At 67.0% G+C, this 20,337-nt stretch carries 19 protein-coding genes and 2 pseudogenes; 8 read left to right on the plus strand and 13 right to left on the minus strand.

Features of this window, described 5'->3' with window-relative positions; genetic code table 11:
* Positions 1–137: 137 nt before the first annotated feature.
* Positions 138–1,223 carry an aromatic ring-hydroxylating oxygenase subunit alpha gene (locus QO058_RS03150; protein WP_284170276.1) on the minus strand — a complete coding sequence of 362 codons (1,086 nt, stop codon included), beginning with the start codon at positions 1,221–1,223 and terminating at the stop codon, positions 138–140.
* A 199-nt stretch (positions 1,224–1,422) separates the two neighbouring features.
* Entirely contained in the window at positions 1,423–1,767 is a 345-nt protein-coding gene (locus QO058_RS03155; protein WP_284170277.1) for a phasin family protein, read from the minus strand.
* A 387-nt stretch (positions 1,768–2,154) separates the two neighbouring features.
* On the opposite strand from QO058_RS03155, the gene QO058_RS03160 reads away from it, so the two are divergent.
* Positions 2,155–3,777: a serine hydrolase gene (locus tag QO058_RS03160; protein WP_432212006.1), complete on the plus strand. Its 1,623-nt coding sequence runs from the start codon at positions 2,155–2,157 to the stop codon at positions 3,775–3,777.
* Between the two features lie 17 nt (positions 3,778–3,794).
* Here QO058_RS03160 and QO058_RS03165 read toward each other — a convergent pair whose 3' ends face one another.
* Complete coding sequence (locus QO058_RS03165) at positions 3,795–4,523, minus strand: DnaJ domain-containing protein (RefSeq protein WP_284173085.1); 729 nt, start codon at positions 4,521–4,523, stop codon at positions 3,795–3,797.
* The gene (locus QO058_RS03170; RefSeq protein WP_284170279.1) at positions 4,523–5,272 is read right to left on the minus strand and encodes a VWA domain-containing protein; all 750 of its coding nucleotides are present in this window, start codon (positions 5,270–5,272) and stop codon (positions 4,523–4,525) included. The genes QO058_RS03165 and QO058_RS03170 overlap by 1 nt, the downstream gene beginning before the upstream one ends.
* An 84-nt stretch (positions 5,273–5,356) precedes the next feature.
* Between QO058_RS03170 and panC the strand changes: the two genes are divergently transcribed.
* Both panC and QO058_RS03180 read left to right on the plus strand, forming a co-directional pair.
* Positions 5,357–6,205 (plus strand): pantoate--beta-alanine ligase, encoded by an 849-nt coding sequence (gene panC, locus QO058_RS03175; RefSeq protein ID WP_284170280.1) that lies wholly within the window; start codon positions 5,357–5,359, stop codon positions 6,203–6,205.
* Positions 6,206–6,233: 28 nt separating this feature from the next.
* A complete protein-coding gene (locus QO058_RS03180; protein ID WP_284170281.1) occupies positions 6,234–6,752 on the plus strand; it encodes a YcxB family protein in 519 nt (172 codons plus the stop codon).
* A 27-nt stretch (positions 6,753–6,779) separates the two neighbouring features.
* On the opposite strand, the gene QO058_RS03185 is transcribed toward QO058_RS03180, so the two are convergent.
* Positions 6,780–7,217 carry a DUF1489 family protein gene (locus QO058_RS03185; protein ID WP_284170282.1) on the minus strand — a complete coding sequence of 146 codons (438 nt, stop codon included), beginning with the start codon at positions 7,215–7,217 and terminating at the stop codon, positions 6,780–6,782.
* Positions 7,218–7,368: 151 nt separating this feature from the next.
* Here QO058_RS03185 and QO058_RS03190 point away from each other — a divergent pair, with 151 nt between their 5' ends.
* Together QO058_RS03190 and QO058_RS03195 are read left to right on the plus strand one after the other, a co-directional pair.
* Entirely contained in the window at positions 7,369–8,148 is a 780-nt protein-coding gene (locus QO058_RS03190) for an SDR family NAD(P)-dependent oxidoreductase (protein WP_284170283.1), read from the plus strand.
* 18 nt (positions 8,149–8,166) lie between these two features.
* Positions 8,167–8,994 (plus strand): aminoglycoside phosphotransferase family protein, encoded by an 828-nt coding sequence (locus QO058_RS03195; protein WP_284173086.1) that lies wholly within the window; start codon positions 8,167–8,169, stop codon positions 8,992–8,994.
* On the opposite strand, the gene QO058_RS03200 is transcribed toward QO058_RS03195, so the two are convergent.
* The gene (locus QO058_RS03200) at positions 8,991–9,959 is read right to left on the minus strand and encodes a threonine ammonia-lyase (RefSeq protein WP_284170284.1); all 969 of its coding nucleotides are present in this window, start codon (positions 9,957–9,959) and stop codon (positions 8,991–8,993) included. The two genes, QO058_RS03195 and QO058_RS03200, sit on opposite strands and share 4 nt — an antisense overlap.
* A gap of 95 nt (positions 9,960–10,054) precedes the next feature.
* Between QO058_RS03200 and QO058_RS03205 the strand changes: the two genes are divergently transcribed.
* The gene (locus tag QO058_RS03205) at positions 10,055–10,636 is read left to right on the plus strand and encodes a helix-turn-helix domain-containing protein (protein WP_284170285.1); all 582 of its coding nucleotides are present in this window, start codon (positions 10,055–10,057) and stop codon (positions 10,634–10,636) included.
* A gap of 42 nt (positions 10,637–10,678) precedes the next feature.
* Here the strand turns inward: QO058_RS03205 and QO058_RS03210 are convergent, their stop codons facing one another.
* From QO058_RS03210 to QO058_RS03235, 5 genes and pseudogenes are all read right to left on the minus strand, one after another.
* Positions 10,679–12,664 (minus strand): acetyl/propionyl/methylcrotonyl-CoA carboxylase subunit alpha, encoded by a 1,986-nt coding sequence (locus tag QO058_RS03210; protein ID WP_284170286.1) that lies wholly within the window; start codon positions 12,662–12,664, stop codon positions 10,679–10,681.
* 88 nt (positions 12,665–12,752) lie between these two features.
* Positions 12,753–14,002: pseudogene (locus QO058_RS31340) on the minus strand (YeeE/YedE family protein).
* Positions 14,003–14,010: 8 nt separating this feature from the next.
* The gene (locus QO058_RS03225) at positions 14,011–14,946 is read right to left on the minus strand and encodes a sulfurtransferase (protein WP_284170289.1); all 936 of its coding nucleotides are present in this window, start codon (positions 14,944–14,946) and stop codon (positions 14,011–14,013) included.
* Between the two features lie 157 nt (positions 14,947–15,103).
* On the minus strand, positions 15,104–15,817 hold the full coding sequence (locus QO058_RS03230; RefSeq protein ID WP_284170290.1) for a cation efflux transmembrane domain-containing protein: 714 nt from the start codon (positions 15,815–15,817) through the stop codon (positions 15,104–15,106).
* Positions 15,818–15,952: 135 nt separating this feature from the next.
* Positions 15,953–16,714: an SDR family oxidoreductase gene (locus QO058_RS03235; protein ID WP_284170291.1), complete on the minus strand. Its 762-nt coding sequence runs from the start codon at positions 16,712–16,714 to the stop codon at positions 15,953–15,955.
* Positions 16,715–16,859: 145 nt separating this feature from the next.
* Between QO058_RS03235 and QO058_RS03240 the strand changes: the two genes are divergently transcribed.
* Positions 16,860–17,945, plus strand: coding sequence for a Kelch repeat-containing protein (locus QO058_RS03240; protein ID WP_284170292.1), 1,086 nt, complete (start codon positions 16,860–16,862; stop codon positions 17,943–17,945).
* A 12-nt stretch (positions 17,946–17,957) separates the two neighbouring features.
* Here QO058_RS03240 and QO058_RS03245 read toward each other — a convergent pair whose 3' ends face one another.
* On the minus strand, positions 17,958–18,959 hold the full coding sequence (locus QO058_RS03245; RefSeq protein WP_284170293.1) for an NADP-dependent oxidoreductase: 1,002 nt from the start codon (positions 18,957–18,959) through the stop codon (positions 17,958–17,960).
* 42 nt (positions 18,960–19,001) lie between these two features.
* The gene (locus QO058_RS03250; RefSeq protein ID WP_284170294.1) at positions 19,002–19,814 is read right to left on the minus strand and encodes an oxidoreductase; all 813 of its coding nucleotides are present in this window, start codon (positions 19,812–19,814) and stop codon (positions 19,002–19,004) included.
* Positions 19,815–19,903: 89 nt separating this feature from the next.
* Between QO058_RS03250 and QO058_RS03255 the strand changes: the two are divergent.
* Positions 19,904–20,337 (plus strand): annotated as a pseudogene (locus tag QO058_RS03255) (winged helix-turn-helix transcriptional regulator).

The raw sequence follows: 20,337 nt of genomic DNA on the forward strand, positions 1-20,337 counted from the left end.
AGTGCTTCGCTCACGAATTTACAGACGTCGCCACGGCTCCGCCAGCCCGTTGCGACCGCAGGTCACAAAGAAGTGCCGCCGCGAGCTTGGCGAAGCCCGGGTGGCACGGGACGATCGGGATGAATTTCCGTGCAGCGTCAGGTACGCCAGCGCAACCGCTCCGGCGCAAGCGTGTTACTGAACGCCCTTCCTTCATGGCGGGCCGCGGCATAGTCCCGCTTCAGGCGGAAATACCATTGCCCCAGCCGGTCGGCCTGGCCGAGCAGCAGCATGGTCGGCTTGCGCTCCAATCCCTGCTGTGCGAGTTCGAGAATCCTTTGGTCTTGCCGCAGGAAGGCACGCCCGGCCCATCCGATCAGCGGCGCGAGCGGCATGAGCTGCGGCAGATCCGAGAGCAGCACATTGGTGAGCAGCGTCCGGCGCGCATCGATCGGCGTGGCGAAGGTCGCGTTGATGATCGAGCGTTCGCCCATGCGGATGCGCTCGATCCGCTGGCCCGGCAGCAGGAAATCGACCTCGGTCTGCGGCCGGCCGAGCAGGCGATAGCCGCGCGAGTTCGCCGCCGCCTTGTGCGCCTTCATCCGGAAGCCGAAGGGAAGCGGCTCGAAATCCTTGACCTTCTCCCGGGCCGTCGCCGTCGGCCGCCACCACCAGGAATTATGGACGTAGCCGACATGGCCCGGGTCGATCAGGCTGAGTACGCACAAATCATAGGAGGCCTCGACCAGGACCGCGACGGCGACCCGGCAGCGAGTCGACCCCGCCAGGGTCAGCGCCGGCACCGGCGGAGCCTCGGCGAGCCCCACGCCCATATAAAGCCAGATGATGCCGTCGCTCTCGCGGACCGGAAACTCGCCGACCTTGACCTGGCCGGGATCGGTGACGTCGCCATCGACCAGCGTCGGCATCGCCTGGCAGCGGCCATCGGCGCCGAAGCGCCAGCCATGGAAGGGACAGGTGATCGCGGTGCCGTCGAACTGCCCCTCCGACAGCGGCGCACCGCGATGCGGACAACGGTCGCGCAACGCAAAGAGCCGGCCGGCTTTCGTGCGGCCGATCACGATCTGGTCGCCGAGGACCGACACGCTCACCATCGCGCCCGGCGCCAGGCTGCCGGCGCTCTTGACGCAGTACCAGGCTTCCCGGGGCGGCTCGCGAAACTCGCTCGCCGGAGGCGCCTCTGCAGAGGTCCGTGCGTCCCCGGTCGTCGTCGAACTGCTCATTGCGGCCTCTGGCTCCAGCCGCGGCCTCAAGCGGATCACGGTGGCCGCAAGCAACCCCTCGCCAGTTGCAAGAGCATTGCCGGGAGGAACACTCGGCCTGGAGCGTGGCCACAAATGCAAAGAAGCCCGGCCGGAGCCGGGCTTCTCGAAATCGTCTGGCAATCAGCTGCGGCCGACCTAGGTCAGCCGCTTGCCGAAATCACTTGGCGGCGGTCGGGACGGCCTTGGCGACGATGCCTTCGAACGGCTTGTAGGCATCCTTGGCGATCGCGGCATAGAGCTCGCCGATCTTGGTGACCTGGGCGACATAGCCCTCGAAAGCGGTCTTGACGTAGTCCGACTGGATCTCGATCGCCTTGTCGAGCGTCTTGACGCCGGACAGCTTCTCGATCGTGGCGGTGCCGGCCTCGAACGACTTCTTGGCGTAATCGGTGGCCTCGACGGCGAGCGCCTGCACGCCCTTCGAGGTGGCGCCAAACGCCTTCAGAGCCGCATCGACGTTCTCTTTGGAAGCCTTCTGGATGGTCTCGAACTGCTGGATCATCGTTCCCTCCGACGCTCGTAGGCGCCGCCTCTGCTGACGAGCCGAAATGGCCCGGGTTCCGTGCCCCCAAGGTCAGATGAAAGAGATCCATCACCGGGGCGCTTTCTGATATTGTGCACCGCAACATAAAAGTCAAGCTTGCGCTGCAATGCACCAAACGCAGAGCCCCCCAGCGTGCATTGGCGACGGTTTGCAACCGGACAGCCCAATGATGGACTTTTTTCGCTTAACTCCTCCGTAACCGCATCCACCTAACCTCCTCATCTGTGTCCTTCGCGCCACGCTGCAAAGCCTGCGACGGACGGGTGGGTTTGAGTTGAGGCGAGTTGCATGGCTTCTGGTTGCGTTGGGTCCCGACGCGGGCGCTGGCTCGCGTTCATCGGACTGGTGAGTGCTGCTGCCGTCGTTTTGACCGCGACGGTCTCGCCGGCAGAGGCGGCCCGCAAGAAGCGGCGCCATGTCTCCGGCGGCTATGCCCCGCCCTATGCGGCGATGGTCGTCGACGCCAAGAGCGGCCGCACCCTGCACGCCGTCAATGAGGATGCGCCGCGCATCCCGGCCTCGCTCACCAAGGTGATGACGCTCTACATGCTTTTCGAGCAGATGGAGCGCGGCCGCTTCACCATGAATTCCGAGCTCAAGGTCTCGTCCTACGCCGCCTCGCAGCCGCCGACCAAGCTCGGCCTGCGCGCCGGCTCGACCATCGAGGTCGAGGATGCGATCAAGAGCATGATCACCCTGTCGGCCAACGACTCCTCGGTCGTCGTCGCCGAAGCCATCGCCGGCTCGGAAGACGCCTTCGCCGAGCAGATGACGCGCAAGGCACGCTCGCTCGGCATGGAGTCGACCCGCTTCTACAACCCACACGGTCTGCCGAACTCGCCGCCGAACATCACCACGGCACGCGACCTGACCATCCTGGCGCGGGCGATCCAGGAGCGCTTTCCGCGATACTTCCCGCTCTTCCAGACGCGCTCCTTCCAGTACGGCTCCCGCACCATTCGCGGGCATAATCGCCTGCTCGGCCGCATCGAGGGCGTCGACGGCATCAAGACCGGCTACACTCGCGCCTCTGGCTTCAACCTGATGACCTCGGCCAAGGCCGAGGGGCGTCAGATCGTCTCGATCGTGCTCGGTGGCCGCTCCGGCGCGGCGCGCGACAAGATCATGTCCGATCTCGTCCTCGCTAGCCTGCCGCGCGCCAGCGCCGGCGGCCGCAGCGCCCCGATGATCGCCGAGGCTGCCGAACCGCAGCAGGAGCGCTACCGCGCCGCCGCCCCGGCCCCCGTTCCCGAGCCGCCGGCTCGCCCGGCTGTGGTCGCCCAGGCGCCTGAGCCGGTCCCGGCTCCCGCGCCGATCCCGGTTCCGCGTCCGCGCGCCGAGCCGGAGGTGCCAGCCGCCGCCCGCGCCTACGCCGCAACCACGACGACCGCCCAAATGCCGCCGCCGCGCGCGCTTAGCGGCAGCGCCCAGGCGCTCGCCCTCTCCAATATGCGCCCGGTCGCTGCGACCACGACGCCTTCCGCCATGCGCTGGTCGATCGGCGCCCCGGCGGCCGAAGGCAAGGTGCTGCGCCCGCCGGCGAATGTCGACGTCACCTCCTCGATCGCCAAGCTGGCTGAGCCGGCGGCGAAGGACGAGGTCCAGCCCATGCCGAAGAAGCACGAAGCCCGCCTGCCCGAGTCGGCGCCGCTGCCGGTCAAGGTCGCGCAGGCTGCCGCCAAGGCTCCCGAGAGCAAGCCGACCGAGAAGGCCGTCATCGCCTCGAAATGGCTGATCCAGCTCGGCGCCACCGACGACGAGGCCAAGGCCAAGGACATCCTGACCCGGGCCCGCGCCAAAGCCTCCGGCTCGCTCGCCGATGCCTCCGGTTTCACCGAGAAGGTCGAGAAGGGTGGTGCCACCCTGTTCCGCGCCCGCTTCGCCGGCTTCGAGGAGTCCAAGGACGCCGAGAAGGCCTGCGCCCAGCTCAAGCGCGGCGGCTTCGCCTGCTTCGCAACCCGCAGCTGACTGGTCGGAAAAGGAGATCAGCCATGCTTTTTCAGCAAGGTATCCTTGGCCTGGTTGACGCGAACGGCAAGTCCGCTGGTGCCGCCGGCATCCGGATGGATCCGCTTCATCAGGCTCCGATGGGCATCGCGGATCGCCTCCTGGCTCGCCCCCGCTTGAAGCCCCAGGATCTCGTAGGCCTCCTCGTCCGTCATCGCGCTCGTGCGCGCCGGGCCGCGCTGCCCCGCGTCGCGGTGACCATCAGCGTCTTCACGCCAGCCGGGCGCCCGGCGGTCGAGATATGCCTCTAGCAGGCGAGCCCCATCCGGATCCCCGGCGAGGCATTCGCGCAGCAGCGCGCTGAGCTCCGCGGGCGTCAGCTCGTCGAGATCGCGGCCGGCGAAAGCGCCGGCCAGAACCTTGCCCTTGATGCCGCCGCTGTCATGGTCGAGCTCCATTTCGAGCATCGCCGATGCGACCTTGGAACGGCCAGCCGAGGCACCGGCCCCGCCCCAATCCCTCGCCCATTCCGGCATCTTGAGCCCGCCCGGACCATAGGCGCTCCAGCCGAGCAGCCAGGCGCCGAGCCCGCCGAGGAAGATCGCCATGTCGGCCCGGCCGCGCAGCATCAGCAGCGCCGCGACGCCGAGCGAGAGCGTGCCGCCGACGACCTTGCCGAACCTGACCAGCTTCTTCGGATCGGCCCCGGCGAAGAACTTGGCCACCCACCAGAGCAGGATCAGCGTGGCGACACCATAGAGCAGCATCACGGCTTGCGGCCCTCCATTGCCGCGAGGAGCCTCTGCGCCGCAGCATTCTGCCCAGCGAGCCTCAGCAGCGCCTCGCGCCCGCCGCTGGCATAGGCTGCCGCACTGCGCAGGAGCTCGAGCAGCGAGTTCGGCGCATTGACGTCGAAGCGGGCATGGGCGCCGCCGGTCAGGCGCGCGATCTCGGCGAAGGCGGCGCTGGCGTCGGGATCTGCGCCTTCCTGGAAGATGAAGCCCTTGATGCCGCGCAGGCCGAGTTCGCCGGCGAGCGCGCAGAGTCGGTCGACATTCTCCTCCATCGCATCACCGACATAGACGAAGGCCCGGATCGGCACCCGCCGTTCCTCGTCGCGGACATGCTTGAGCACGCGAGAAATCTGCGTCTGCCCGCCGCGGCAATCGATCTTGTTCATCAGCCCGGTCAGGCGCTGCGGCTCGCCGAGCCAGCCCGAGGCGCGGCACTCGTCGAAGCCGCGAAAATAGATGAGCTGCACCGCGAGCCCACCGGTCTTCGCCGCGACCTCGAACATCTGGCCCTGCAGCGAGCAGGCGAGATCCCAGCTCGGCTGCCGGCTCATCGTCGCATCGAGCGCGAAGACGAGCCGCCCAGCCTGCCCGGTTGCGAGCGGGGCGAGCTGCTTCGCCGCAGCGACGAAACGGTCGATCTCACCGGGCTTCGAGCGCGCAGCGCTCTCCACCGGACGCGTCTCGCCCGCCTTGCCCACCGCCTTGCCGTCTTCGCGTGTCATGCCATCAGCCGGGATTCGCTCATGCCAGAGATATTGGCCGCGCCGCCGGCATTTGCTACCCGTCGAGCGGGTTGGAGGAGCGCTATGTCACAGGTCGCGGTTTTCGAGACGGTCAAGGCGATGCGCGAGGCCGTCGCGTCCTGGCACGCCGCTGGCGAGAAGGTCGCGCTGGTGCCGACCATGGGCGCATTGCACGAGGGCCATATCGCGCTCGTCACCGAGGCGCAAAAGCACGCCCGCCGTGTCATCGTCTCGATCTTCGTCAACCCGACGCAGTTCGCCCCGCACGAGGACTTCAAGAAATACCCGCGCACCTTCGACAGCGACCGCGCCCAGCTGGAAGCGGTCGGTGCCGATGCGATCTACTTCCCGGCGGTCGAGGAGATGTATCCGCCCGGCTTCGCCAGCCGCGTGCTGCTGCTCGGCCCAGCCGCCGTCGGCCTGGAGGATCGCTTCCGCCCGACGCATTTCGAAGGCGTGGCAACGGTTTGCTGCAAGCTCTTCACGCAGTCGCAGGCCGATTTCGCCGTCTTCGGCGAGAAGGACTACCAGCAGCTCAAGGTGGTGACGCGGATGGCCCGCGACCTCGATCTCGGCATCGAGATCGTGCCGCTCGCGACCTTCCGCGAGGCCGACGGCCTCGCAATGTCCTCGCGCAACCGCTACCTCTCGGCTGAGGAGCGTGCGCTCGCCCCGACATTGCATAAAGTCATGCAGGCCCTCGCCGCCCGCATCCGCAATGACGATCCGCTGTTCCAGGCAGTCGCCGACGCCCAGACCGAGATCATCACCGCCGGCTTCGAGCTCGACTATCTCGAAGCCCGCCACGCCGAGACATTAGCGCCGGTGACCTCGCGCGCCGATGGCCCGATCCGCCTGCTGATCGCGGCCCGGATCGGCGCGACGCGATTGATCGACAATATCGGGGTGTGAGGCTGAGGGCGATCTGAAGAGGCCACCAATGAACCGCAGAGCGACCTTCACCCTCGACGAGCTTGATCTTCGCCGCGCGGTGCGCCTGCACACCTTCAGCGCGTTCCGGGAGAAGCGCACGATCATCCGCATGGCGGTGCTCTGGGCCATCGCGATGGCGGCGTTCGTGGGCTTCTTCTCCGCCGCCGGAATGCCCTGGCCCGAACTGCGCGGCAACCTCCTGCCGTTCGCGCTGATCATCTTCGCGACCATCCTCGGCACGAGCCTTGGGATTCCGCTTGCGCTCAGCCCACTCGTCATCCGCCGACGCTTCAAGCAGGACAAGCTGGTCCGCAAGCCCGTCACGGCCAGCTGGGACGAGGAAGCCTATGAGGCCGAGCAGCCCGGCGCACGCAACCACATCCCGTGGCGCGACTACATGAAGATCCGCGAGGACCGGCATCTCTTCCTGTTCTTCATCTCGGACTACAGCTACCAGATCCTGCCGAAGCGCGCGCTGACGCCCGAGCAGATCGCGGATCTCCAGCGCGTGCTCTCCGCGCTCTGAATGGAAAGCAAGGACTCGCTCTCCTTGCTACAACAGCCCCAGCTCCGCCAGCTCGCGCCGCATCTGCTCGGGCATGATGCCGAGATCGCCGCTGCGCTCCGAGATGTCGCGCGGCGCGTCCTTGTCCTGCAGATAGCGCCAGCCCTGGAACGGCCGGAAGGGGCGCGGCTCGACCGGCACCACCACCGGCTCCATCACCAGATGGCAGCGGCCGATGCCCTCGCCGTCGGTGAAGGGCCGAATGTCGATCAGGCGCTGGCGCGCCGAGACCTGGCCCTTGATCACCCAGTAGAGCGAACCGCCGGTGACGATCTCCTCGATCCGCTTCGGCACCATGCGGGTGGTGTGCAACTGCTCCGCCGGTTCGCCGCGGGCACGGCGCTGTGCCTGCCGCTCGGCGATCCACTGTTCGAGGTCGCTGATCGATTCGGCGCCGACGCAGAGCTTGAGGATATGGAGCGGCATGGCGGGCAACCTAATCCTCGCAGGCGCCCCTCGCCAGAGCCTGCGGCCTTTCTCCACAACCGCGCCACGCCGGGGTGGCCAGCACAAGCGCGGTCATGACGGCGCCGCTCCTACAGGCTAGTAAGGCCACCGATCCGAACGGAGGCACGACATGCGCGGACTGCAAGGCAAGGCCATTCTCGTCACCGGCTCATCGACCGGCATCGGCTACGCCATGGCCGAACGCCTGATCGCCGAGGGCGCCAAGGTGCTGGTCCATGGCCGCGAGCAGAACGAGGTCGACACCGCCTGCCGCAAGCTCGGCCCCTCGACCGCCAGCGCGATCGGCGATCTCGCCGAGCCGGCAACGGCGCAGGCACTGGTCGACGCGACGCGCAAGGCCTTCGGCCGCATCGATGGCCTGGTCAACAATGCCGGCATCTATCCGCGCGGCGTGCTGGCTGAGACCACCGCCGCCTTCTTCGACCATATCTTCGCGATCAACACCCGCGCGCCGCTGCTCTGCGCCGAGGCGGCGATCCGCGCCTTCCGGCTGCAGAAATCCGGCGGCTCGATCCTCACCGTCGGCTCGATCAACGCATTTTGCGGCAATTCCAACCTCACGGTGTATTCGATGTCGAAGGGCGCGCTGATGACGATGACGCGCAACCTCGCCAACACGCTCGGGCGCGAGCACATCCGGGTCAACCAGCTCAATGTCGGCTGGACCTTCACCGCCAACGAGGACGCGACGCAGCAGCGCGAGGGCAAGAAGCCGGGCTGGGAGAAGGAGGTGCCGCTCGAATTCGCGCCCTTTGGCCAGATCATGCAGCCGGCCGAGATCGCCGCCCACACCGCGTTCTGGCTGTCGGAGGAGAGCGGCCACGTCTCCGGCCAGATCTACGAGGTCGAGCAGTACCCGCTGATGGGCCGCGGCCGCGCTGCCGATTGAACCATGCCTGAGAACGACGTGTTCGCGCCCTGGCTGGCGCGCTGGCAGCTCAAGCCCGCCGGCAAGCCGATCAGGACGCATGCCAGCCAGCTTTTGCCCGTGTTGCTTGACGGCCAGCCGGCAATGCTGAAGCTGCCCGAGATCGAGGACGAGCGGCTCGGCTACCTGCAGCTCGACTACTGGGATGGCGACGGCGCCGCCCGCCTCCTCGCCCGCAGCGAGAATGGTGAGGCGATGCTGATCGAACGCGCCACCGGCACGCGTTCGATCGCGGCCATGGCGCGCAGCGGCGCGGCTGGCGATGACGAGGCGACCGTCATTCTCTGCGACGCCATCGCCGCTCTGCAGAAGCCGCGTGGCCCGGCGCCCTCCGGACTGATCCCGCTTGAGGTCTGGTTCAAGGACCTCTTCCCGATGGCGCAAGAGCGTGGCGGAATCCTCGCCCGCTCCGCCGCAGCGGCGACCGAATTGCTGCCGGCGCAGCGCGAGATCGTGCCGCTGCATGCCGACCTGCACCATGACAACGTCCTCGATTTCGAAGGCAGAGGCTGGCTGGCCATCGATCCGAAATCGGTGATCGGCGACCGCGCCTTCGAATACACCATCCTGTTCTGCGATCCTGATCTCGCCGATCCCGAGCCGCCGGTCGCGCCCCTGCCCGGCCGTTTCGAGCGCCGGCTGGAGATAGTACTGGCGAAGTCCGGGCTGGAGCGCGAGCGCCTGCTGAAATGGATCCTGGCCTGGTGCGGTCTCTCTGCCGCCTGGTTCCTCGGCGACGACGATCCGCTGGCGGAGATCAATATCGCTGTTGCCGAGCGAGCGATCGTGGCTCTCGACGCGCTTTAATTTCGCATCCAACCGCTGAATTGGTCCGGCAGGACGTTCGCCCCGCAGATCACCGTGGCCACGCGCTTGCCGCGATAGCGCTCGGGCTCTTCAAGCATCGCCGCGATGCCGAGTGCGGCCGAAGGCTCGGTGATGAGGGCAGCGTGCCGGTAGAGCATCCGCATGCCCTCGATGATGCTTGCCTCCTCGACCAGCGGAACATGGTCGGCAACAGCGAGCAGGTCGTCGAGAACCTCCGGAATCGGAAATCGCCCGGCGACGCCGTCGGCGATGGTGTCTGTACTCTCTGTGGTCACGACCGATCGGGCTCGCCATGACAGCGCCAGGGCCGGCGCGCCCTTCGGTTGGATGCAGACGATCTCTGTCGTCGGCAACAGGGTTTTCATGACATGCCCGACGCCGGTCGCCAGCGCGCCGCCGCCGAGCGCGAGCAGGACGGTATCGATGCGGTCGAAGCCTTCGACGAGTTCGAGCCCGATCGTGGCCGCGCCTTCGCAGGTGTCGAGATTCTCGCTGTCCTCGATCAGGAAGGCCTCGCCATCAGCCGCAATCGCGCGGGCGCGCTCACGGGCGTTCTCGATGTCGCCCTCGACCAGCTCGACCGCTCCACCCAGCCGGCGGATGCGCTCGATCTTGCCGGGATTGGCACCCTTCCCCGCAATCACGCTGACGGCAATCCCCCGCGCCCGGCCGCTATAGGCGAGGGCTTGGCCGAGATTGCCGGCGCTGGCGCAGACCGCGGCCTTGGGACCGGAGCTTCTGGCAAGGCGCGCCATCGCGACCTCGGTCCCGCGTCCCTTGAAGCAGCCGATCGGGTTCGCGGTCTCGAGCTTGATGACCAGCTCGCAGCCGAGCAATTCGCCGAGCGTCGGAGAGAGGAACTGCGGCGTATCCCGAAACAACGGCGCGATCTCGCCCCGCGCCTGCCGGATGCGTTCGAGGTCGAGCCTGGTGTTCGGCTGCATGGGACAAGCCTTCGGCAGGATGGTAGGAAAGGCTCGTGCGCTTTAACGCACAAGACCTTTGTGCGCAATAACGCACAGACCGGAGAGTGCCTGCCATGAAGCCCGTCAGCCCGGTCGATACGCCGAAGCTGCTCAAGTCGATCAGGAGCGATCGCGGCTGGAGCCTCGATCAGACGGCGGCCCGCACCGGCGTCAGCAAGGCGATGCTGGGTCAGATCGAGCGGGGCGAATCCGCGCCGACCATCGCGACGCTCTGGAAGATCGCTACGGGCCTAGGGGTTCCCATGACCGCGCTGCTGGAGGCCGATGGAGGGAGCGGCGATGTGCTGCTCATGCGCGACGCCGCGGACTTGCGCGTGCGCCCGTCACAGGAGGGCATGCAGCGCGCTCTCGTCTTTCCTTACGAGGCCCGGTTCGGCTTCGAGCTCTACGAGCTTACTTTCGCGCCTGGTTTCGAGAGCATCTCGGAGCCGCACGACACCGGCGTCGTCGAGCATGTCACCGTCCAGCACGGCGAGGTCGAACTGCTGGTCGAGGAGGAGTGGCGGCCGCTCAAGCAAGGGCAGTCGCTGCGGTTCCCCGCCGACCGCCGCCACGGCTATCGCAACCGAACGGGCGAGGAAGCCGTGGTCATGGACCTGATCCACTACCGGTTCGCGCCAAGCCCGAAGGCTTGAACCTCTTCGAGAAGAGGCCCGGCCTCAAGCGCCGCAATCGGTTCACTCCCCCAGCACGACCACCTTCGCGCCCTCGGCCACCTGCGCTCCCGGCTCGGCGCCGAGCTCGGTGACGGTGCCATCGCGTGGCGCGGTCAGCACATGCTCCATCTTCATGGCCTCGACGATGGCGAGACGCTGGCCCTTCACCACCGCCTCACCCGCCGTGACGAAGAGCGCGATCAGCTTGCCGTGCATCGGCGCCTTGATCACGCCGCCAGCGCCGGCGACCGCATCGAGATCGACGCTGAACGGGTCGAACAGCGCCACGGAAGTCTGCCGGCCGCGATGCAAAGCGAGATAGGTCCCGGCCTCGGCCCTGGCCAGCGTCACCTCATGCTCGCCCTCGGGCAGCGGATGGCCCGGCAGCGAGACTCGGGGCTGGTCGCCGTTCCACTCGATCCTGGCCTCGATCCGCTCGCCATCGACCAGCAACGGCAGGCCGAGCGCCAGGCGCGGCATCAGCGAGAAAGCGTCGGTGTCGAGCCAGGGCGACTTGCCTTCATCGGCCGTGCGCTCGACCGCGAGACGCAATAGCCCGTCCTGGCGCTCCTCCTCGAGCTGCAGCGCGGCTGCCGCGACCGCCGCCGCATCGAGCGGCTGCGGCTCGGCGCCGAGCGCTTCGATGTTGCGCTCGATGAAGCCGGTGTCGAACGGCCCCTTCCGGAAGCCCTCGGCTTCGGCCAGCTTCTTCAGGAAGGCGAGATTGGTGCGGGGACCGGCGACGATCGTCTCGCCCAGCGCGAAGGCGAGATGGTCGAGCGCCTCGTCGCGGGTGCGGCCATGGGCGATCACCTTGGCGATCATCGGGTCGTAATACGGCGTCACCGTATCGCCGGCCTCGACGCCGGTATCGATGCGGATGTCCTCGCTCTGCGGAAACTGCAGCGCCCAGAGCTTGCCGGTCGAGGGCAGGAAGCCTTTCTCCGGATCCTCGGCATAGAGCCGCGCCTCGACGGCGTGCCCTTCCGCGCGGACGTCCTCCTGCGCAAAGCCCAGCGGCTCGCCGGCCGCGACCTTGAGCTGGAGCTCGACCAGGTCGAGCCCGGTGATCGCCTCGGTGACGGGATGCTCGACCTGGAGGCGGGTATTCATCTCCATGAAATAAAAGCGGTCGGCGCGCAGGCCGTCGCGCCCGTCGGCGATGAACTCGACCGTGCCGGCCCCGACATAGCCGACCGCCTTCGCCGCCTCCGTCGCCGCCTTGCCCATGGCGGCGCGCACCTCCGGCGTCATGCCCGGCGCCGGCGCCTCCTCGATCACCTTCTGGTGGCGGCGCTGCAATGAGCAATCGCGCTCATAGAGGTGGACGACATTGCCGTGACTGTCGCCGAAGACCTGGATTTCGACATGGCGCGGCGAGAGCACGTATTTCTCGACCAGCACGCGCGCATCGCCGAAGGCGTTCTTGCCCTCGCGCTGGGCGCTGGAGAGCGCATCGGCGAAATCCTCGGGCCGGTCGACCTTCTTCATGCCCTTGCCGCCGCCGCCCGCGACCGCCTTGATCAGCACAGGGTAGCCGATGCGCTCGGCCTCCTTGGCGAGGAAGCCGACATCCTGCTCGGCGCCGTGATAGCCCGGCACGACCGGGACATTGGCCTTCTCGACTAGCGCCTTGGCGGCATCCTTCAGCCCCATCGCGCGGATCGCCGAAGCCGGCGGCCCGACGAAGACGATGCCGGCCGCTGCGCAGGCGTCGGCAAAATCGGCATTCTCCGAGAGGAAGCCGTAGCCGGGATGGATGCAGGCTGCGTTCGCCTCCTTGGCAACCGCCAGAATCTTGTCCGCATCGAGATAGCTCTCGCGCGCCGGCGCCGGGCCGATCCGATAGGCCTCGTCCGCCATCTCGACGAACAGCGCCTCGGCGTCGGCGTCGGAATAGACCGCGATGGTGCGCAGGCCGAGCCGCCTTGCGGTGCGGATCACCCGGCAGGCGATCTCGCCACGATTGGCGATCAGGATGGAGGGCAGTTTTGCGGCAATCGACATGGGGCATCCTCGAACCGATGCCCCGTTATAGCTCAGCCGAAGCCCTTGTCTGCGCCTTGTTGCGCAGGGTGCGGATGGGCGCAGCGCCTCACTCCAGCAACCGCAACCTCCTGCCGAGCTTCAGCGTCGCCGTCGTGCCGGCGATAAGCCCGAGCGCGAAGACCCAGCCCGAGACCGCCCCGGCCGAGATGCCCGAGAGCAGCGTGCCGACGGTGCAGCCGAGCCCGATCACCGTACCCCAGCCGAGCAAGGCTCCGCCGGCAAGGCCGCGCAGCACGTGTCCGCCGGTCGGCCGCCGCGGCTTGAACGCCCCTGCCGCCAGCGCCGCGGCGAACGCAGCTGCGACCAACCCGGCGACGAAGAGCCCGTTCGGCGTCAGCAGCGCATCACGGATCGCCGTGGCGCAGCCCCGGAAGCTGTCGAGGCCCTCGAGCCGCGATGGCAACAGATCGAAGGTGGCGGCGAGCTGACGCGAGCGCGAACCAAGCTCGGCGGTGACGCCGAGCGGCGACAGGCGCAGGTAAGCCGCAACTCCGATCAGCCCGACGAAGAGCCCCCTAACCAAGCCGGCCAGCGCCGCAGGAAGATCGCAGCGATAGGATCGGCTTGCGCCTCTTGCGCAGCACCCTGCTCGCTTGGCCGACCAGCTCGCAGCAACCACCAGGCCGCTGCGCCAAGCACGGCGAGCCCCGCCAGCAGCGCGCCGCCATAGCCGAGCTGGCGCGGCAGCCACAGCACAGGCGAGTCCGAGATCGTCAGGAGATAGAGTTTGTTCCAGCTCAGGAATCCCAGGATGAAGCCGAGGCCGGCGCCGATCAGCGCGAAGGGTGAGGTCGGCGAGCCCTCGCCCAGCCGGTAGAGATGGGCGCTGATGCAGGAGCCGGAGATCGCCATGCCGGCGCCGAAGGCGAGACCGGCCAGCAGCAGCGCCGGGCCGACCGGGCCGATATGCGCCGTCGGCGGCAAGCGCGTCCCCGACGGATCGGGCAGCCAGGCGCCATAGATCAGCGTGTAACCGGCGAGCCCGACTGCCAGCGCGGTGAGGATGCCGAGCAATCCGCGCGGATCGCGCCGGTCGAGCCAGTCCTTCCAGATGCAGAAGAAGCAGAAGCGCGCGCGCTGCAGCACGAAGCCGAAGGCGGCGCCAAGGATCAGCGAGAGCTGCAGCTGCGGCGCCGGATCGCCATGGCGCCCGACGAGGTAGATCGAGACTGCGATCGCGGCGGTGACGGCGGCCGCCGCGATGAAGCGCGGGGGCGGCAGCCTGATCGGCTCCGCCCCCGCCTGCCGGCGCGCCAGCTCATAATCCAGCGCGCCGCTATCGTCGGAGATGCTCATCGGGAGGCTTACTTGCCGCCCCAGACCGTGCCGGCCGGATTGCTGATCGGCAGGCCGACGACATTGCCGTACTCGGTCCAGGAGCCGTCATAATTGGCGGCCTGGTAGCCGAGCACGCGCGAGAGGATGAACCAAGTGTGGCTCGAGCGCTCGCCGATACGGCAGGAGGTGATCACCGGCTTGGAGCCGTCGATGCCGACCTCGGCATAGAGCTTCTTCAGCTCCTCCGGCGACTTCAGCGTGCCGTCGGCCTGGTTGACCGCGCGCGCCCACGGCACGTTGACCGAGCCGGGGATGTGGCCGGCGCGCAGCGCCAGTTCCTGGAAACCGGCCGGCGCGATGATCTTGCCGGAGAACTCATCCGGCGAGCGGATGTCGAGGACGCGCGCCTCGGACTTCTTCTCGACGGTGGCGACGACGTCGGTCAGCCGGGCGCGCAGCGCCTTGTTGGGCTCGCCGACGCTGAAGCTCGACGCCTTGACCGGCTCCGGATTGGTCGCGACCGGGCGCTTCTCCAGCTCCCATTTCTTGCGGCCGCCATCGAGCAGCTTCACGTTGTCGCGCAGGCCGTAGATGTCGAACACCCAGGCGCCCCAGGCGGCGAACCAGTTGTTGTTGTCGCCGTAGAGGACGACGGTAACGTCCTTGTCGACGCCGAGCTTGCGCGCCAGCGCCTGGAACTTCTCCGGCCCGGCGATGTCGCGCGAGACGGTCTCGACCAGGTCGGTGTGCCAGGCGATGTTCTGCGCGCCGGGGATATGGCCGCGCTCATAGATGCCGGGCTCGACGCTGACCTCGACGATCCTGACCTTGGGGTCATTGAGATTCTTCTCCAGCCACTCGGTCGAGACCAGCGGGCCGGACTGCGCCAGCGCTGCGCCGCCAAGCGCAAGACTCGCGGCGAGCGCAACCGCACCGCAGCGGATGAGGGAGAGGACGGACATTCTGGCGCTCCTTGGCGCCGAAGGGCCGGGATATCGGCACCCTTCGGCATGAATTGCAGGGGCTGCCATGATTTCGCCACAGCCCCTGCAGGAGAAGCCGCACAGGATTTTTTTTGTTCGCGCGAAGCGCAGAACAAGCCAGTCGTACGACCTTGGTTTACGAAGAATATTCTTCTTTTGCTTCGACTTTCGTCCGGTTCTGCGACTGTCTGGTCGCGCGCCAGATCGCCCAGGTCGCCTGGAAGCAGAGGAAGGCGACGAAGACGTCGAACAGATATTCCGGCCAGCGCACCGGCAGCAGCCGAGCGCTAAGGCCGAGCAGCGCGAAGCCGGTGGTCGAGATCGCATCGTTCCGGCTCGACAGCCAGGTCGCCTTGATCACCGGGTTGCGCTCGGCCCGGAAGCGCCAGAGCACGCCGATGATCAGATAGGCGATCAGGATCGCGCTCGCCGCCGAGAAGCCGAGCGCGAAGACCTCGATCGGCCGCGGCCGTAGAATCTTGTCCCAGAGGTCGTAGAGCGTGTGGAAGCCCGCGACCGCCATCACGGCGCCGATGCCGAGCGCAGCCAGCTTTTCGGCGCGCTCGTCGCGGCCGAAGACCAAAGCTGCGATGCCGTAGAGCGCGACGTCGTAGACCCAGTCGACGCCGTCCTTGAACAGCTGGTTGTTGCCGATCGCCAGCGCCCAGAGCACGACATTGCCGGCGAAGATCAGGATGCCGAGCGCGATGCCCCAGATCGTCAGGCGATAGGCGCGCCCGACCTTTGGATCGACCGGCGCGGCATGGCCGGGCTCGCCCTGGCCGTCATGCTCGGGCTTGTCCCGACCATCCACGTCTTCAGGCCGCTGCGACGCATCGAAGGCTGACAAGCGAGGCACTCCCGGGCCGCCCCGGACAGTGTCGCGCAAATTGTGCTCGTCGCAAGACGTCGCTGGCCGGGACTGGCCCGACCAGGACGACAGCGGATCGCCGCTCACCGCGCCGGCGCTTGTGAGGGTGCGCCCTCACCCGCGCCCGACGAGCGGGGCCTTGGTCGCCATCACCGTGACGAAGAGGATGTTGGCCTCGAGCGGCAGGCCGGCCATGTGCAGCACGGTGGTGGCGACATGGTCGACATCCATCACCGGCTCGACCTTGATCGAGCCGTCCGGCTGCGGCACGCCGGTGGTCATCTTCTTGGCCATCTCGGTCAGCGCGTTGCCGATATCGACCTGGCCGACGGCGATGTCGTATTTGCGCCCGTCGAGCGAGGCGGTCTTGGTCAGGCCGGAGATGGCGTGCTTGGTCGCGGTATAGGCGGCCGAATTCGGCCGCGGCACCTGCGCCGAGATCGAGCCGTTGTTGATGATGCGCCCGCCGCGCGGCTCCTGCGCCTTCATCACCTTGAAGGCCTCCTGCGTGCACAGGAAAGGGCCGGTCAGATTGGTGTCGACCACCCTCTGCCAGTCCTCCAACGAGAGGTCCTCGAGCAGAACGCCGCCCGGCGCATTGACGCCGGCATTGTTGAACAGCACGTCGACGCGGCCGAAGGTCTCCTTGGTCCTGGCGAACAGCGCCTCGACCGACCGCTTGTCGGTCACGTCGGTTGAGACCGCGAGCGCCTGCTCCGTCGATACGCCGGAGAGCTTGATCGTCTCTTCCAGGGCGTCGGCGCGGCGTCCGGCCAGCACGGTGCGGTAGCCGTCCTTCAGGAAGGCGATGGCGACGGACCGGCCGACGCCCGAGCCGGCACCGGTAATGATCGCGACCTTGTTATGCCCAGACATGCGCTTCCTCGCCTTACCGTGATTTAAACCGTTCCAGGTGCCGCACCATAACAGCGTATGCAGTATGCGGAACCGCTTTTCCCGCAGACCGGCGGCTTGCCAGCGTATGCGCCTGCCCTACAGTTCTAGCCAGGGAGGACGCATGATGACCAGCCTGAGCCGCCGCAGTTTCATCGCCGCCGGGGCCGCGGGCCTCAGCCTGCCCGCTTTCGCCCAGCAACCCGGCCATGAGCAGCATGGCGGCCACTATGAGCGGCTGAACCAGCCGGGCCGGATCGGCAAGCCCGAGCTCGCCGCCTCGCAGAATGTCTTCGATTCACCGGCGCCGAAGGCGGCTAACCCCGGCCGCTGGGTTGCGAAGGCCCTGCTGCCGCTGCCGCGTTCGGAGATGGCCTGGGCGGCGGCCTTTGACGACCGCATGCATATCGTCGGCGGCTATGGCGAGCAGCGTACCGACCGGCCTTATCACCATGTCTACGATCCCAAGGCCGACAAATGGAGCGACGGCGCGCCGCTGCCGCAAGGCGCCAACCATGTCGGCGTCGCCTTCCTCGATGGCAGGCTCTACGCCATCGGCGGCTTCCTTGAGCAGAACCGCAAGCCGCATCCACGCTGCTTCGTCTATGATCCCAAGACCGACAAATGGGCCGAGATCGCGCCCCTGCCCCGCCCGATCGGCTCGGCCGCGATCGTCGGCTTGAACGGCCTGCTGTATTCGATCGGCGGCGCGATCGGCGACACCACCGAGAGCAAGACCTCGGTCAACTGGCACCGCGTCTACGATCCCAAGGCCGATGCCTGGAGCGAGCGCTCGCCGCTGCCGACGGCGCGCGACCACACCGGAACGCTCGCCATCGGCAACCTGATCCACGTCATCGGCGGGCGCGTCGACTCGTTCCACACCAATTCGAACCTGCACCACGCCTATGATCCGGCGAGCGACAAATGGGCGCCGCGCAACCCGCTGCCGACCGCCCGCTCCGGCCATGGCGCCGTGCTCTATCGCGGCAAGGTCTTCATCATGGGCGGCGAAGGCACCAACCGCGTCTTCGGCCAGATGGAGGCCTATGACCCCGCCAGCGACGGCTGGGAGCAATACGCCCCGATGCTGACGCCGCGCCACGGCCTCGGCGCCGCGCTGGTCGGCGATGCCATCCACGTCGCCGGCGGCGGCCCGGTCATGGGCGGCGGCGTGCAGAGCGCGGTGCACGAGGCGTTCAGTCTGGGGTAGCCCGCGCGTTCTTCACCTCAGCTTGACGACGACTTTGCCCTTTGATCGTCCCGCGTCGATGTAGGCCATGGCCTCGTTGGTCGCTTCGAACGGGAAGACGCGATCCATGACGGGGCGAATGATCCCGGCTTCGATCAGCGATGTGATCTGGCGCAACTGCTCGCCGTTCGCACGCATGAACAAAAACAAATAGCCGACCCGCCGGGCCCTGGCCTTCCTCCGGATGCCGAAGCTCAGAACGCGCGTGACCTGCCGTAGAAACCAGTTCAGCCCTTGTTCCCTGGCGAAATCTGGGTCCGGCGGACCGGAGATCGAGATCAGCTTGCCGCCGGGCTTCAGCACATTCAGGGATTTTTGAAGCGTGTCGCCATCCAGGCTGTTGAGCACGACATCGTAGCCGGACAGGACCTTCTCGAAGTCCTGCTTCTTGTAGTCGATCACGACATCGGCCCCGAGGCTCTCGACCAGCGTGACATTCGCCGTGCTCGTGGTGGTCGCGACGGTCGCGCCAAGATGCTTGGCAAGCTGGATGGCGAATGTCCCTACGCCGCCGGAACCGGCATGAATGAGGACCTTCTGCCCTTTTCGCAGACCGGCTCGCTCGACCAGCACCTGCCAGACCGTCAGCCCCACCAGGGGAATGGAAGCCGCTTCCTCCATGGTGAGGTTCGTCGGCTTCAGCGCCACGTCGGCTTCGTTCACGGCGATGAACTCCGCGAACGTCCCGACCCGGCCATCGCGCGGCCGGGCATAGACCTCGTCGCCCGGCTTGAAGCGCCGGACATTCGATCCGACGCGGACCACCTTGCCCGCCAGGTCGTGTCCCAGGATGAAGGGCGGGCGGTACGGAAGGATGAGCTTGAACTCGCCGTCGCGGAGCTTGGAATCCAGAAGGTTGAGCCCTGCTGCATGGATCTCGACCAGGACATCGTCATCCCGCAAGACCGGCTCCGGCATCTCGCCGAGCCGCAGCGCGCCGTTCTTTTTGTATCGATCGACGATGAAGGCTTTCATGGGATTTTCTTCTTCTGAGAGGTTTTCACCGGACCGAGCGGTTCAGGCAGGGAGCCTGTTGAACTTCCGAAGATTTTTGTCGACGAACGACTCGGGCAAGAAGCGGCGCATGAAGCGGACCTGCCCCGCCGCCTTTCCGGCCGTGTAACGTCTTTTCGGCGACGCCGCGTTGGCCGCCTTGACCACCGCGTCGGCAACCACTTCCGGAGAATCCCCCGTCTCGATGACCTCCCGCATCAGTGTTTCCGCGTCGGCACGGACGGTATCGTAAAGGGGAAGCGGCCGATCCGCGCGCGTGATGTTCTCCTCAAAAGACGTGCGGATGCCGCCCGGCTCCACCAGTACGACGCGGATGCCCTGCGTTCGTACCTCGTGGTCGAGCGATTCCGAGTAGCCCTCGATCGCGTGTTTCGTCGAAGCATAGAAGGCGTTGAAGGGAGCAGGAACGAGCCCGAGAATGGAGCTCATGTTGATGATCCGGCCCGCTCGCTGGCGCCTCATTGCAGGCAGGACCGCGTTGGTCAGACGCACGACGCCGAAGACGTTTACATCGAACAGTGCCTGGGCCTGGGAAGCCGAAGACTCTTCAGCGCCGCCTAAAAGGCCGAGGCCGGCATTATTGACGAGAAGATCGATCCGCCCGGCGCGGCTCAAAACCTCATCGACCATCTGCCGCACGGATTCTTCGTCGGTCACGTCGCAGACCAGCATGGTGATCCCGTCGGTGTCGACCATCGCCTTCCGGCTGGTTCCGAACACCCGGTAGCCGTCGCGCCGCAGCGCTCGCGCCGTCGCCAGCCCAATCCCGGAGGAGGCGCCTGTGACGAGGGCGACGCCACGTTCTGTCTTGCTCATCGGTCTCTGCTTTCATTCCGTCATGGAACATCGACGAGCATCCTGTTACTATCATTTCGATACTAAGTCACTATCAAAAAGATATCGACATGCAGAATCTCCCTGACCAGCCATGCCTGATCGCCCGCAGCCTCGCGCTGGTGGGGGGACGCATGGAGCATGCTGATCATGCGGGACGCCCATACCGGGCTCACACGCTTCGACGAGTTCCGGAAAAGCCTGGGCATCGCCCCGACGATCCCTGACACGCCGACTCGCGGCCCTGACGGAGGAAGGTCTTCTTGAAAAACGCCGCTATTCGGAACGGCCGCCGCGGGAGGAATACCTGCTGACGACGGCTGGTCTGGACCTTCTGCCGGTGCTGTTCGCGATCGGTGCGTGGGGCCGAAAGCACCGCAACAACGACGGTGTAACCCGGTTCTTCGACGCCGAGACCGGAACGGAGATCGATCCCGTTACCATAGACCGTGCGACTGGCGCTCCGATCGGGACACGCCCGATTCGTATCGTCATGCCCGAGTGA

The sequence above is a fragment of the Bosea vestrisii genome, assembly GCF_030144325.1.
Lineage (GTDB): Bacteria > Pseudomonadota > Alphaproteobacteria > Rhizobiales > Beijerinckiaceae > Allobosea > Allobosea vestrisii_A.

Excerpts from the sequence above, each read along its gene's own strand:
- QO058_RS03150 (WP_284170276.1), bottom strand. The coding sequence starts at position 1,223 with ATGAGCAGTTCGACGACGACCGGGGACGCACGGACCTCTGCAGAGGCG.
- QO058_RS03155 (WP_284170277.1), bottom strand. The coding sequence starts at position 1,767 with ATGATCCAGCAGTTCGAGACCATCCAGAAGGCTTCCAAAGAGAACGTC.
- QO058_RS03165 (WP_284173085.1), bottom strand. The coding sequence starts at position 4,523 with ATGCTGCTCTATGGTGTCGCCACGCTGATCCTGCTCTGGTGGGTGGCC.
- QO058_RS03170 (WP_284170279.1), bottom strand. The coding sequence starts at position 5,272 with ATGACACGCGAAGACGGCAAGGCGGTGGGCAAGGCGGGCGAGACGCGT.
- panC (WP_284170280.1), top strand. The coding sequence starts at position 5,357 with ATGTCACAGGTCGCGGTTTTCGAGACGGTCAAGGCGATGCGCGAGGCC.
- QO058_RS03180 (WP_284170281.1), top strand. The coding sequence starts at position 6,234 with ATGAACCGCAGAGCGACCTTCACCCTCGACGAGCTTGATCTTCGCCGC.
- QO058_RS03185 (WP_284170282.1), bottom strand. The coding sequence starts at position 7,217 with ATGCCGCTCCATATCCTCAAGCTCTGCGTCGGCGCCGAATCGATCAGC.
- QO058_RS03190 (WP_284170283.1), top strand. The coding sequence starts at position 7,369 with ATGCGCGGACTGCAAGGCAAGGCCATTCTCGTCACCGGCTCATCGACC.
- QO058_RS03200 (WP_284170284.1), bottom strand. The coding sequence starts at position 9,959 with ATGCAGCCGAACACCAGGCTCGACCTCGAACGCATCCGGCAGGCGCGG.
- QO058_RS03205 (WP_284170285.1), top strand. The coding sequence starts at position 10,055 with ATGAAGCCCGTCAGCCCGGTCGATACGCCGAAGCTGCTCAAGTCGATC.
- QO058_RS03210 (WP_284170286.1), bottom strand. The coding sequence starts at position 12,664 with ATGTCGATTGCCGCAAAACTGCCCTCCATCCTGATCGCCAATCGTGGC.
- QO058_RS03225 (WP_284170289.1), bottom strand. The coding sequence starts at position 14,946 with ATGTCCGTCCTCTCCCTCATCCGCTGCGGTGCGGTTGCGCTCGCCGCG.
- QO058_RS03235 (WP_284170291.1), bottom strand. The coding sequence starts at position 16,714 with ATGTCTGGGCATAACAAGGTCGCGATCATTACCGGTGCCGGCTCGGGC.
- QO058_RS03240 (WP_284170292.1), top strand. The coding sequence starts at position 16,860 with ATGACCAGCCTGAGCCGCCGCAGTTTCATCGCCGCCGGGGCCGCGGGC.
- QO058_RS03245 (WP_284170293.1), bottom strand. The coding sequence starts at position 18,959 with ATGAAAGCCTTCATCGTCGATCGATACAAAAAGAACGGCGCGCTGCGG.
- QO058_RS03250 (WP_284170294.1), bottom strand. The coding sequence starts at position 19,814 with ATGAGCAAGACAGAACGTGGCGTCGCCCTCGTCACAGGCGCCTCCTCC.